This is a genomic window from Variovorax sp. P1_H2, assembly GCF_056405295.1.
In genome coordinates, this window is record NZ_JBFUCJ010000088.1 from 1 (window position 1) to 12,725 (window position 12,725).

The following is a 12,725-nucleotide window of genomic DNA, read 5'->3' on the forward strand; positions in this document are numbered from 1 at the left end:
CAGTACAGTTGCATCGATGCAGCGCGTTGCGACACCCACATCCCCCGGCGCCGGGACCCAGGCCGAGCGGCTGGCGGACGCGCTCGCGAAGCTCAACGACGCGCAGCGCGCGGCGGTGCTGCATGGGGTCGACGCCGCCATCGATCCGGCGCAGCAGGACCCGCGTCCGCTGCTCGTGATCGCCGGCGCCGGTTCGGGCAAGACCAGCACCCTGGCGCACCGCGTGGCGCACCTGATCGCCGGCGGCGCCGACCCGCAGCGGATCCTGCTGCTGACCTTTTCGCGCCGGGCTGCGCAGGAGATGGAGCGCCGTGCCGGCCAGGTGCTGGTGCGCGTGCTCGGCCTGGCCTCGCAGACGCCGCCGGCCTTGCCCTGGGCCGGCACCTTCCACGGAATCGGCGCGCGGCTCTTGCGCGAGTACGCGGCGCAGATCGGCTTGAGCGAGAGCTTCACGATCCACGACCGCGGCGATGCCGAGGACCTCATGGGGCTGGTGCGACACGATCTCGGCCTGTCCGCCACCACGCGGCGCTTTCCGCAGAAGGGCACCTGCCTGTCGATCTATTCGCGCACGGTCAACACCTGCGCGCCGCTGGGCGAGGTGCTGAAAGATGCGTTCCCGTGGTGCGCCGAATGGGAAGCCGAACTCAAGCGGCTGTTCGGCGCCTATGTCGAGGCCAAGCAGCAGCAGCAGGTGCTCGATTACGACGACCTGTTGCTGTACTGGTCGGCGATGGTCGCCGAGCCCGCGCTGGCGGAGCAGGTCGGCGCCCGCTTCGACCACGTGCTGGTCGACGAATACCAGGACACCAACCTGCTGCAGGCGGCCATCCTGCGCGCCCTGAAACCGGATGGCCGCGGCCTGACCGTGGTCGGCGACGACGCCCAGTCGATCTATTCGTTCCGCGGCGCCACGGTGCGCAACATCCTCGATTTCCCGCAACAGTTCGGCCATCCTGCGCGCATCGTCACGCTGGAGCGCAACTATCGCTCGACGCAGCCGATCCTCGATGTCTCCAACGCGCTGATCGCGGGTGCCGTCGAACGGCACGCCAAGACCCTCTGGACCGACAAGCCCTCGGTCGGCCGGCCGCAGCTGGTGCTGGTGCCCGATGAGGCCCAGCAGGCGCGCTGGGTGGCCGACCGGGTGCTGGCCCACCGCGAGGGCGGGCTGGCGCTGAAATCGCAGGCGGTGCTGTTCCGCACCTCCAGCCATAGCGCGGCCCTCGAGCTCGAGCTGGCGCGGCGAAACATTCCGTTCGTCAAGTACGGCGGCCTCAAGTTCCTCGAGGCCGCGCACGTCAAGGACCTGCTCGCGGTGCTGCGCTTCGCCCAGAACCCGCGCGGCCGCATGGCCGGCTTCCGCGTCACGCAGATGATTCCGGGGATCGGCCCGGTCACGTCCACGCGCCTGCTCGACGCCATGGCCGAGGCCGATGATCCGGGCGCGGTGGTGCAGGCTTTCGTGCCGCCCTCGGCGGCCCAGGCCGAATGGACGCGTTTCGCCGGCATCTACGCGGCGCTGCGGGCGCCGGCGCTGGCCTGGCCCGCCGACATGGAGCTCGCGCTCGCGTGGTACCTCCCGCACCTCGAGCGGCTGCACGACGATGCCGCGGTGCGGCGCGGCGACATCGAGCAGCTGGCCCGGCTGGCCGCCGGCTACGCTTCGCGCGAGCGTTTCCTGACCGAACTCACGCTGGACCCGCCCGAAGCCACCAGCGACCGGCCCGGCCCGCCGCTGCTCGACGAGGATTACCTGATCCTGTCGACCATCCACTCCGCCAAGGGACAGGAGTGGAACTCGGTCCACGTGCTCAACGTGGTCGATGGCTGCATCCCGGCCGACGTCGCGCAGGGCGCCCGCGAGCTCGAGGAGGAGCGCCGGCTGCTGTATGTCGCCATGACCCGCGCCCGCGACCACTTGCACCTGCTGGTACCGCAGCGCTTCTATGTCACGCAGCAGGCGGTGCGCGGCGACCGCCACCTGTACGCGGGCCGCACCCGCTTCATTCCGGCCGCCGACGCCCAGCGCTTCGAGCAGCTGACCTGGCCGCCGCCGCCCGAGCGCGCACCGCATGTGCCGGCGCCGGCCGCCACGATCGACCTGCTGAGCCGGATGCGGGCCGCCTGGCGCTGATCGGAGGCCCTTCGGTTCACGGGGTCGCATCGCGTGCGCTTGACCCTGGGTTTGCTTCCAGTAGGGCCGGCCTGCCCTATCGCCCGGCCCTTTGTTGCTATCAAATGCATAGCGCGCGGCGACCCGACCTTGATCTCGCGCAGACACCGGGCGGGAAGGGATTGCAATTCGATGACAGCATGGGCATAGTGACCCGAAGCCTCTCCTTTCCTTCTCTCCTTCTCTCCTTCTCCCTCTCTTCCCCCTCTCCCTTCCCTTCAGTCCCCTCTCGTTTCCCCGGCTACGCCTCTCCGCAAAAGGGGCGCGGCTATTTCCCCAACCGTCAATTCCAGGAGGTCATTCATGAATTTGACGATCAGCGGTCATCACCTCGACGTCACACCTGCTTTGCGCAACTACGTTACGAGCAAGCTGGACCGGATCACCCGGCATTTCGACCAGGTGGTCGATGTGAAGGTGATCCTCACGGTGGAAAAGCAAAAGGAAAAGGAACGCCGGCAACGGGCGGAGTGCAATATCCACGTCAAGGGCAACGACATGTTCGCGGAGTCGAGCCACGCTGATCTCTATGCCGCCGTCGACGAACTGGTCGACAAGCTCGACCGCCAGGTCGTGCGCCACAAGGACCGCCTGCAGGATCACCACCACGCAGCACCCAAGCGCGTGATGTAGTTCCCCTGTTCGGGCAAATACTCTTGCGGGCCGCCTTCGGGTGGCCCTTTGCTTTTTTCGGGGTGGGTGCATAATCGCCCCCRCCCCAACATGAACCGACTCGCGTCCATCCTGCCGCCCGCTCAAGTGCTCGTGAGCGTCGACGCCACAAGCAAGAAGCGTGCTTTCGAAGAAGCAGGGCTGCTGTTCGAGAACCTGCACGGTCTCGGGCGCGCCCTGATCACCGACAGCCTGTTCGCTCGGGAGCGCCTCGGATCCACCGGCCTGGGCCATGGCGTGGCCATCCCCCACGGCCGCATCAAGGGTCTCAAGTCGCCGATGGCCGCGGTGTTCCAGCTGGCCAACCCGATCGGCTTCGACGCCCCGGACGAGCAGCCCGTGGTGCTGCTGATCTTCCTGCTGGTGCCGGAAGCTGCGACCCAGAAACATCTGGAGATCCTGTCTGAAATTGCCGAGCTGTTGAGCGACGCCAACCTGCGCGAGCAGATCAAGTCAAGCACGGATGCGGCGGCACTGCATGCCCTGATCGCCGGATGGCAATCCGCACAGGTGGCTTGAGCTCCTTCGGCGCCGGGCGGGTTCGGACATGAAGCCGACCGTCATCAGCGCCGACGCGATGTTCGAGGAATTCCGCGGCTCGCTGCGCTGGGAGTGGCTGGCCGGCCTCGGCGCCTCGGAGCGGCAATTCGACCCCGATGTCATCAGCCGGGCCCAGTCGGCCGCCGACCTGGTCGGCTACCTCAACTACATCCATCCGTACCGCGTGCAGATCCTCGGCGCCCGAGAGGTCGCCTACCTGACGCGCGGCACGCTGCAGGATTGCGCCCGCCGCATCGCGCGCATCGTCACGCTGGAGCCGCCGATGCTGGTGCTGGCCGACGGCCAGCCGGCGCCCGACGAGCTGCTGTCGATCTGCGAGCGGGCCCAGCTGCCGCTGTTCGCCACCCGCGAATCCTCGGCCTTCGTGATCGACCTGCTGCGAGCCTACCTGTCGAAGCATTTCGCCGAGCGGACCTCGATGCACGGCGTGTTCATGGACATCCTGGGCCTGGGCGTGATGATCACGGGCGAGTCGGGGTTGGGCAAGAGCGAGCTCGGCCTGGAATTGATCTCGCGCGGCAACGGCCTGGTGGCCGACGACGCGGTCGATCTCTACCGCATCAACCAGACCACCCTCGAGGGCCGCTGCCCCGAGCTGCTGCAGAACCTGCTGGAGGTCCGCGGCATCGGCCTGCTCGACATCCGGGCGATCTTCGGCGAGACCGCGGTGCGCCGGAAGATGCGGCTCAAGCTGATCGTGCACCTGGTGCGGCGCGACAGCTTCGAGCGCGACTACGAGCGGATGCCGTCGGCGCCGCTGACGCAGGACGTGCTGGGCATCCCGGTGCGCAAGGTGATCATCCAGGTCGTGGCCGGCCGGAACATCGCCGTGCTGGTCGAGGCCGCGGTGCGCAATTCGATCCTGCAACTGCGCGGCATCGATACCTATGCGGATTTCGTGGCGCGCCACCACAAGGCGATGGAAAGCGCGCGCGAGGACGACTGAGCCTCCGCCTGGAGCGTCGAAAGCGCGGACAAGGCTGCAGATCGCGGCGGAAATTTCGTATTTGCATCCGGGTTTGACGGCCGTGCCCGGCGCTGGGACGGGCGTCGCTTACCTTGCGGGCTTTTCCAAAAGGGGAGTCCATGCGCACTGCGCTCGCAACCACAGAAGCCGTCTCGACGTCCGCCGCGCCGGCGGCCACCGGCGACGCCATCCGCGGCTATCGCCGCCCAATTCACTTCTTCGCCTTGGCAACGGCCATTCCCTGGGCCTTGTGGTTCGCGGCCGCCTGGCTGAGCCACCTGACACCCGCCAGCCGCCCGCTGGCCGCGGCAGTCGGCGTACTCGGCGTGGCAGGGCTGTTCGTGCCGGCCGTGGTCGCTTTCCGACTCATCTGGCCGCATCCGGCGCTGCGCGCCGACCTGCGGCGGCGGCTGATCGGCATCCGCGGGGCGCGGCCTGTCTATTTGTTCCTGGCCTGCTTCCTCATGCTCGGGAGCATCCTGCTCGCGCAGGCCATTTCGCTGCTGTTCGGCTACAGCGGGAAGCAGTTCGAATGGGCAGGCGGGACCTCGTTCTCTGCCGGCATCTTTCCCGGCTGGTTCCTGCTCTTTCTCGCGCCGCTGGCCGAGGAACTGGCCTGGCACTCCTACGGCACCGACAGCCTGCGGCAGCGCATGAGCCTGCTGGCGGCTTCGCTGCTGTTCGGGGTGTATTGGGCGTTCTGGCACCTGCCGCTGTCGTTCATCAAGGGCTACTACCACAGCAACGTCGCGGAACTGGGACTGCTGCACAGCCTGAACTTCATGGTCAGCATCATTCCGTTCGTGATCCTGATGAACTGGCTGTACTACAAGACGAATCGCAGCATCCTTGTCGCCGTGGTCTTTCACATCACTGCCGGCGTTTTCAACGAACTGTTCGCCACGCACCCTGACAGCAAGCTCATCCAGACCGCGCTGCTGATCGCTCTGTGTGCGGTGCTGATCGCTCGCGACAAGCGCTTCTTCCTGCGGCGCGATCACCGGGAAGGCGCATCAGCCGGCGACAAAAAATAGAGTTAGCGCTTGCTTACGCAGTTGCCGCAGAGTCCGTACAGCGACATTGCGTGGTCTTGCAGGATCCAGCCCTTGTCCTTGGCGATCATTTGCTGGCGGCGCTCGATCTCGGCGTCGTAGAACTCCTCAACCTTGCCGCAGGAGGTGCACACCAGGTGGTCGTGGTGCTTGCCCTCGTTGAGCTCGTAGACCGCCTTGCCGCTCTCGAAATGGCTGCGCTCGAGGATGCCGGCCTGCTCGAACTGGGTCAGCACGCGGTACACGGTGGCCAGGCCGATGTCGGAGTGGTCGTTAAGCAGCACGCGGAAGACGTCTTCCGCCGTCATGTGCCTCTGGTTGCCGTTCTGGAAGATCTCGAGGATCTTCAGGCGCGGCAGCGTGGCCTTGAGGCCGGTGTTCTTGAGTTCGTCGATGTTGCCCATGGGTCGTTCCTCCGCCGGCCTGGCGGGAGAGGCCCGCCGGGGGCCAGCCGCTACAATGATTCGATCATATCGCCCAACCTTTTCCCCATGCTTGCCATTCCCCAACGCCGCCATTGGCTGCTGCTCGGCGCCGTCGCCGCGAGCTTGAGCCTGGGTGCCTGCAGCAGTGTCGGCGACAGCGCCCGCGGCGCACTGACTGCGGTCACCCCCTACAAGGTCGAGGTGGTGCAGGGCAATTTCGTGTCCAAGGAGCAGGTCGAGGCGCTCAAGCCCGGCATGTCGCGCCAGCAGGTGCGCGAAATCCTGGGCACCTCGCTCCTGGCCGACGTCTTCCACTCCAACCGCTGGGACTACGTGTTCACGATCCGGCGCCAGGGCGTCGAGGCCCAGCAACGCCGCCTGACCCTCTATTTCAACGGCGAGGCGCTCGAGCGCTTCGAAGGCGACCCGATGCCGAGCGAGGAAGAATTCGTCGCCCAGCTCGACACCCGCAAGCGCCGGGGCTCGGTGCCGCCGCTCGAGGCCACCGAAGACCAGCTCAAGAAGTTCGATCCGCCCAAGGAAAAACCGGCGGACAGCCAACCGGCCCCTGCAGAGCGGCCGCAGCCGCCGTTGCCGGCGGCCTACCCTCCGCTCGAATCGACGCGCTGAGCGGGCCCTTCGGCCGGAATACCCGGCCCGCCCGCACTTTTTCCGTTTTCCCGCATTTCCAGAGGTTGAAACGCGTGACCGACTCTTCCGCTCCCCTACTTCCCCTGCGGCGCATCGCCATCGCGGGCGCTTCCGGCCGCATGGGCCACATGCTGATCGAGGCCGTGCGCGAGGCCCCCGACTGCCGGCTGGCCGGAGCGCTCGATGTCGCCGGCAGCGCGGCGATCGGCACCGACGCGGCCGCCTTCCTCGGCTTCACGAGCGGGGTGCCGATCGTCTCGGAGTTGCGCAGCGGCCTGGCCGATGCGCAGGTGCTGATCGACTTCACGCGGCCCGAAGGCACCCTGGCGCACTTGGCGGTGTGCCGCGAGCTCGGCGTTCAGATGGTGATCGGCACCACCGGCCTCAGCGAGGCCCAGAAGGCCGAGATCGCCGACGCCGCCAAGGACATCGCGATCATGATGGCACCCAACATGAGCGTCGGGGTCAACGTCACCTTCAAGCTGCTCGAAATGGCGGCCAAGGCGCTTTCCACCGGCTACGACATCGAGATCATCGAAGCTCACCACCGCCACAAGGTCGACGCCCCCTCGGGCACCGCCCTGAAGATGGGCGAGGTGATCGCCGGCGCGCTGGGCCGCGATCTCAAGGCGTGCGCGGTCTACGCGCGCGAGGGCATCACGGGCGAGCGCGACCCGTCGACCATCGGCTTCTCGGCGATCCGCGGCGGCGACATCGTGGGCGACCACACCGTGCTGTTCGCCGGCACCGGCGAGCGCATCGAGATCACCCACAAGTCGGCCAGCCGCGCGACCTATGCGCAGGGCAGCCTGCGCGCGGTGCGCTTCCTGGCCGGCCAGAAGGCGGGCCTGTTCGACATGTTCGACGTCCTCGGCCTGCGCTGAGCGCCGGATGAGCGCCGCGCCGGGCCGCCCCAAGCAAGCTCGCACCCCCTCGGGGGGCAGCGAGGACACGCAGTGCCGAGCGTGGGGGCCGAAGTGAGCGCCGCGCCGGGCCGCCCCAAGCAAGCTCGCACCCCCTCGGGGGGCAGCGAGGACACGCAGTGCCGAGCGTGGGGGCCCGTGTGACTCTTCTGGAGCTGCTCCGCCACGGCGACGGCGTCAGCCGCTCGGTGGCGGTGCTGCTGCTCGCGATGTCGGTGGCCAGCTGGGTCGTGATTCTCTGGAAGGCCTGGCTGCTGCGCGGCGGCACGCGCGACGTGCTGCGCAGCATCGCGGCCTTCTGGCAGTCGGCCTCGCTGCAGGACGCGGAAGCGCGCCTGCGGCCTTTCGACCGGGCGGCGCTGGTGCTGCCGGCGGTGCGCGCGATCAACAAGCTGGCGCTGCACGCCGAGGCTTCGACGCTCGGCGGCCGGGTCGACCGGGCCCAGCGCGTCACGCGGATCCTGCGCGACGCCCTCCACGCGGCGCTGCGGCGGCTGCAGGCCGGGCAGATCCTGCTGGCCACGGTCGGCGCCACGGCGCCCTTCGTCGGCCTGCTCGGCACTGTCTGGGGCATCTACGGCGCATTGGTCGGCATCGCCGCCGAGACCGGCGGCTTCACCATCGACAAGGTGGCCGGCCCGGTCGGCGAGGCGCTGATCATGACGGCCTTCGGCCTGGCGGTCGCGATTCCGGCCGTGCTGGCCTACAACGTCTTCGGCCGGATGGTCGGCCGCATCGAGGCCGAGCTCGAGGGCTTCGCCCACGACCTGCTCGGCATGCTGGGCGAACCTGCGCCGCGCGAAGCCCCGCTGCCGCCCGCACGGCCGATGCCGGCTTAGGCGGCAGAGAGCCCGCATGGCCTTCGGTCGCACCTCGCTCGGCAGCAGCGCAAGCGGCGGCCGCTCGACCGGCGCCGGCGGCCAGCGGCCGCTGTCGGACATCAATGTCACGCCGCTGGTCGACGTGATGCTGGTGCTGCTGGTGATCTTCATCATCACGGCGCCGCTGATGGCGAGCTCGATCAAGCTCGACCTGCCGCGCACCGACGCCGGCCAGTCCAGCGACACGCCCAAGTTCGTTACGCTGGTGGTCGATGCGGCGGGCAAGGTGTACCTGAACGACCAGCCGGTGACGACGGAGGAACTGGCTGCGGGCCTGTCGAAGGCGGCCGCCGCCAACCGCGACACCGAGGTGCAATTGCGCGCCGACCAGACCGTGCCCTATGGCAAGGTGGTCGAGCTGATGGGCATCGCGAACAAGGCTGGATTGAGCCGCATCGGGTTCGTCACCGAGGCGCCGCCGCAGAAGCCGTAGCCGGTTCGGCTGTCGCTGTCGCTACCGCTGTCGAGCCCAGGGCCACCGGTCGCGTGTGCCAGATCTCGTGCGCGTACTGCGCAATGGTGCGGTCCGACGAGAACTCCCCCATGCCCGCCACGTTCAGGATTGCCATCCGCGTCCAGGCGTCGGCATCGCGGTACAGCGCGTCGACCTTGCCCTGGGCCTCGATGTAGCTCGCGTAGTCGGCCAGCAGCAGGTAGTGGTCGCCCCAACTGACCAGCGCGTCGAAGATCTGCTGGTAGCGTGCCGGCTCGGTGGGCGAGAACAGGCCGTCGCGGATGCTGTCCAGCGTGCGCTGGAGTTCCGGGTCGGCCTCGTAGATGCCGCGCGGGTGGTAGCCGCTGGCACGGATGTCGGCGACTTCGGGCGTGGTGTTGCCGAAGATGAAGAAGTTCTCGGCGCCGACGTTGTCGCGCATCTCGACGTTGGCGCCGTCGAGAGTGCCGATGGTCAGCGCGCCGTTGAGCGCGAACTTCATGTTGCCGGTGCCCGAGGCCTCGGTGCCCGCGGTCGAGATCTGCTCCGACAGGTCGGCCGCCGGCATGATGACTTCGGCCAGGCTGACGCTGTAGTTCGGCAGGAACACCACCTTCAGCAGCTTGCCGACCCGCGGGTCCTCGTTGATCACGCGGGCGACGTCGTTGATCAGCCGGATCACCAGCTTGGCCATCTGGTAGGCCGATGCCGCCTTGCCGGCGAACACGATCACGCGCGGCACGTGGCCGGCGTCCGGCTCCGCGAGGATGCGGTGGTAGCGCGTGACCACGTGCAGCACGTTGAGCAGCTGCCGCTTGTACTCGTGCATGCGCTTGACCTGGACGTCGAACATCGCGTCGGTGTCGATGTCGATGCGCAGGTGCTCGTCGATCCAGTTGGCCAGCCGCAGCTTGTTCTCGCGCTTGGCGTGGCGGAAGGCGCGCACGAAGGCCGGCTGCTGCGCCATCGGCCGCAGCGCCTGCAGTTGCGTCAAGTCGCGCCGCCACCCGCGGCCGATGCGTGCGTCCAGCAGCGCGGCCAGCGGCGGATTGGCCTGCGCCAGCCAGCGGCGCGGCGTCACGCCGTTGGTCTTGTTGTTGAAGCGTTCAGGGAAGAGCCTGTTGAAGTCGGCAAAGATCGATTGCTTCATGAGCTCCGAATGCAGCCCCGAGACGCCGTTGACCGAGTGGCTGGCGAGCACCGCCACGTAGGCCATGCGCACCCGCCGATCGCCCGATTCGTCGATCAGCGAGAGCCGCCGCAGCAGCTCGACGTCGTGCCCGTGCGCCTGCGTGATTTCGGCCAGGAAGCGCGAGTTGATGTCGAACAGGATCTGCAGGTGGCGCGGCAGGATGCGGCCGAACATCTCGACCGGCCAGGTCTCGAGCGCCTCGTGCATCAGCGTGTGGTTGGTGTAGCTGAAGACCTTCTGTGTGTGGGCCCAGGCGGCGTCCCAGGGCAGGTCGTGCTCGTCGATCAGGAGCCGCATCAGCTCGGGCACCGCCAGCACCGGGTGGGTGTCGTTGAGGTGGATGCTGACCTGGTCGGGCAGGGCGTCGAAGTCGGTGTGGTTGCGCAGGTAGCGGTGCAGCAGGTCCTGCACGCTGGCGCTGACGAAGAAGTACTCCTGGTGCAGCCGCAGCTCTCGGCCGGAGGGCGTCGAGTCGTCGGGGTAGAGGACGCGCGAGACGTTCTCCGAATGGTTCTTGCTCTCCACCGCCTCCATGTAGTTGCCGCGGTTGAAGGCCGAGAGGTCGATCTCCTCGGTCGCCTTGGCCGACCACAGGCGCAGCGTGTTGGTGGCCTGCGTGCCGTAGCCCGGGATGATGGTGTCGTAGGCCATCGCCAGCACGTCGTGGGTGTCGACCCAGTTGGCCGCGCCATAGGGCGCGTTCTTGCCCTCGCGCCGCTGCACGTGGCCGCCGAAGCGCACCCGGAAGCTCACTTCGGGGCGCTGGAACTCCCACGGGTTGCCGCGCGTGAGCCAGTAGTCGGGCGTCTCCACCTGCTGGCCGTCGACGATGCGCTGGCGGAACATGCCGTACTCGTAGCGGATGCCGTAGCCCATGCCCGGAACTCCGAGCGTGGCCATCGAATCGAGGAAGCAGGCGGCGAGCCGGCCGAGGCCGCCGTTGCCCAGGGCGGCATCGGGCTCGCGCTCGGACAGCGCCTGGATGTCGACGCCGAAGTCGGCCAGCGCCTGCTTGACCGTCTCGTGCAGCTCGAGCGCCAGCAGCGCGTTGGTGAAGGTGCGCCCGATCAGGAACTCCATCGACATGTAGTAGACGCGCTTGAGCTTCTGCGCGTACTGCGCGCGCGTGGTGCCCATCCAGCGCTCGACCAGCTGGTCGCGCACCGCCAGCGCGGTGGCGTGCAGCCAATCGTCGGGGCTGGCCGCGAACGGATCCTTGCCGACCGCATAGATGAGCTTGTTGGCGACCGCGCGCTTGAAGGCTGCGACGTCGCGATCGGGATGGTCGTACTTGAAGTCTTCGATGGTCATGGGGGTTGGGATGGGCGTGGGTTCAGGGCTTCGGCATAGACGCCGAGGTATTGCGCGGCGGCGCTGCCCCAGTCGGCGGGGCGGCTCATGGCGCTGGCGCGAACGGCGCGCCAGTCGGCCGGGCGCCGGTAGAGCGCGAAGGCGCGGCGCACCGCGCGCGCATAGCCTTCGGTTCCGAACGCGTCGAAGGAAAAGCCGGTGGCGTCGCCGCTGGCCATGTCCTCGAGCGTGGCGTCGACCACCGTGTCGGCAAGGCCGCCGACCCGGTGCACCAGCGGCAGGCAGCCGTACTTGAGCCCGTACATCTGGGTCAGCCCGCAGGGCTCGAAGAGCGAGGGCACGAGCGTGACGTCGCCGGCGCCGAACAGCCGGTGCGCGGTCGCCTCGCTGTAGCCCAGCGTGACGCTGACCGACTGCGGCGCATCGGCCGCCCGCTGCCTGAAGGCCGCCTCGAGCCAGGCATCGCCGCTGCCGAGCAAGGCCAGCTGGCCGCCCTGGGCCAGCAGCGCATCGAGGCCCTCGAGCACCAGGTGCAGGCCTTTCTGTTCGGTCAGCCGGCTGACCAGCACGAACAGCGGCGCGTCGTGCTGCGGCGCCAGGCCGAGTTCGTCCTGCAGCGCCGCCTTGTTGCGGGTCTTGCCGACCAGGCGGCGCAAGTCGAATCGGTGCGGGATCAGCGCATCGGTGGCCGGATTCCAGACCTGGTCGTCGACCGCGTTGAGGATGCCGCGGAGCGCGTCCGCGCGGCTGCGCAGCAGGCCGTCGAGGCCGCAGCCCTGTTCGGGCGTCTGGATCTCGCGCGCGTAGCTCGGGCTCACGGTCGTGAGGCGGTCGGCGAAGCACAGGCCGCCCTTCATGAACGAGAGCTGGCCGTGGAATTCGAGGCCGTTGATCGAGAAGGCCGCGGCCGGCAGCCCCAGTTCGGCGAAATGCGAGGCTGCGAACAGTCCCTGGTAGGCCAGGTTGTGGATGGTGAACACGCTGCCGACCTTCGGGCCGTGGCCGCGCGGCGCGAAGGCCATGTAGGCCGGTGCCAGTGCCGCGTGCCAGTCGTGCGCATGCACGATCTCCGGCCGCCAGGCGGCGTCGAGTCCCTGGGCCAGCTGCGCCGCGGCCCAGCCGAGCAGCGCGAAGCGCCGGTGGTTGTCGCCGTAGGGCTGTCGGCGCGGGTCCTCGTAGGGATTGCCGGGACGGTCGTAGAGCGCCGGCGCGTCGATGACGTAGATGGGCGTGTCGGAGGCGCCGGCGGTCGCGATTCGCCCGAGCAGCAGCTGCGCGCGCTCGCCCCAGGGCGCGGTCAGTTCGGCCACCGGCACGGCGTCGGCGACGCCGGAAAGGATCGCCGGGAAGCCCGGCAGCAGCACGCGCGCCTCCTGTCCGGCCGCCATCAGCGCCAGCGGCAGCGCGCCGGCGATGTCGGCCAACCCTCCGGTCTTGAGCAAGGGGAAGATTTCGGCGCTGACCTGGAGGATCCTCATCGT

Annotated in this window: 12 protein-coding genes; 9 read left to right on the plus strand and 3 right to left on the minus strand. The window is 68.5% G+C overall.

All coding sequences use genetic code 11. From position 1 onward, the window contains the following. Positions 1–16 precede the first annotated feature (16 nt). The 5 genes from AC1D2E_RS25060 to AC1D2E_RS25080 all read left to right on the plus strand — a co-directional run bounded on the left by AC1D2E_RS25060 (position 17) and on the right by AC1D2E_RS25080 (position 5,410). Positions 17–2,137, plus strand: a complete 2,121-nt coding sequence (locus AC1D2E_RS25060; protein WP_478199926.1) for an ATP-dependent helicase — start codon at positions 17–19, stop codon at positions 2,135–2,137. Positions 2,138–2,479: 342 nt separating this feature from the next. After that, entirely contained in the window at positions 2,480–2,809 is a 330-nt protein-coding gene (hpf, locus tag AC1D2E_RS25065) for a ribosome hibernation-promoting factor, HPF/YfiA family (protein WP_093381418.1), read from the plus strand. Between the two features lie 90 nt (positions 2,810–2,899). Further along, positions 2,900–3,367: a PTS sugar transporter subunit IIA gene (locus tag AC1D2E_RS25070; protein ID WP_088958292.1), complete on the plus strand. Its 468-nt coding sequence runs from the start codon at positions 2,900–2,902 to the stop codon at positions 3,365–3,367. Positions 3,368–3,395: 28 nt separating this feature from the next. Further along, positions 3,396–4,355, plus strand: a complete 960-nt coding sequence (gene hprK, locus AC1D2E_RS25075; RefSeq protein ID WP_478173085.1) for an HPr(Ser) kinase/phosphatase — start codon at positions 3,396–3,398, stop codon at positions 4,353–4,355. Positions 4,356–4,495: 140 nt separating this feature from the next. Then, positions 4,496–5,410 carry a CPBP family intramembrane glutamic endopeptidase gene (locus AC1D2E_RS25080; protein WP_478199910.1) on the plus strand — a complete coding sequence of 305 codons (915 nt, stop codon included), beginning with the start codon at positions 4,496–4,498 and terminating at the stop codon, positions 5,408–5,410. A 2-nt stretch (positions 5,411–5,412) separates the two neighbouring features. On the opposite strand, the gene fur is transcribed toward AC1D2E_RS25080, so the two are convergent. Then, positions 5,413–5,832, minus strand: a complete 420-nt coding sequence (fur, locus tag AC1D2E_RS25085; RefSeq protein WP_478173083.1) for a ferric iron uptake transcriptional regulator — start codon at positions 5,830–5,832, stop codon at positions 5,413–5,415. A gap of 87 nt (positions 5,833–5,919) precedes the next feature. On the opposite strand from fur, the gene AC1D2E_RS25090 reads away from it, so the two are divergent. From AC1D2E_RS25090 to AC1D2E_RS25105, 4 genes are all read left to right on the plus strand, one after another. After that, the gene (locus AC1D2E_RS25090; RefSeq protein WP_478199911.1) at positions 5,920–6,483 is read left to right on the plus strand and encodes an outer membrane protein assembly factor BamE; all 564 of its coding nucleotides are present in this window, start codon (positions 5,920–5,922) and stop codon (positions 6,481–6,483) included. Positions 6,484–6,587: 104 nt separating this feature from the next. Continuing rightward, positions 6,588–7,388 carry a 4-hydroxy-tetrahydrodipicolinate reductase gene (gene dapB, locus AC1D2E_RS25095; protein ID WP_478199927.1) on the plus strand — a complete coding sequence of 267 codons (801 nt, stop codon included), beginning with the start codon at positions 6,588–6,590 and terminating at the stop codon, positions 7,386–7,388. Between the two features lie 179 nt (positions 7,389–7,567). Beyond that, the gene (locus tag AC1D2E_RS25100) at positions 7,568–8,266 is read left to right on the plus strand and encodes a MotA/TolQ/ExbB proton channel family protein (RefSeq protein WP_478199912.1); all 699 of its coding nucleotides are present in this window, start codon (positions 7,568–7,570) and stop codon (positions 8,264–8,266) included. 16 nt (positions 8,267–8,282) lie between these two features. Then, a complete protein-coding gene (locus tag AC1D2E_RS25105) occupies positions 8,283–8,741 on the plus strand; it encodes an ExbD/TolR family protein (protein WP_478199913.1) in 459 nt (152 codons plus the stop codon). On the opposite strand, the gene AC1D2E_RS25110 is transcribed toward AC1D2E_RS25105, so the two are convergent. Then, positions 8,713–11,244 carry a glycogen/starch/alpha-glucan phosphorylase gene (locus tag AC1D2E_RS25110; RefSeq protein ID WP_478199914.1) on the minus strand — a complete coding sequence of 844 codons (2,532 nt, stop codon included), beginning with the start codon at positions 11,242–11,244 and terminating at the stop codon, positions 8,713–8,715. The two genes, AC1D2E_RS25105 and AC1D2E_RS25110, sit on opposite strands and share 29 nt — an antisense overlap. Continuing rightward, positions 11,241–12,722 carry a glycogen synthase GlgA gene (gene glgA, locus AC1D2E_RS25115; protein ID WP_478199915.1) on the minus strand — a complete coding sequence of 494 codons (1,482 nt, stop codon included), beginning with the start codon at positions 12,720–12,722 and terminating at the stop codon, positions 11,241–11,243. The genes AC1D2E_RS25110 and glgA overlap by 4 nt, the downstream gene beginning before the upstream one ends. Positions 12,723–12,725 lie beyond the last annotated feature (3 nt).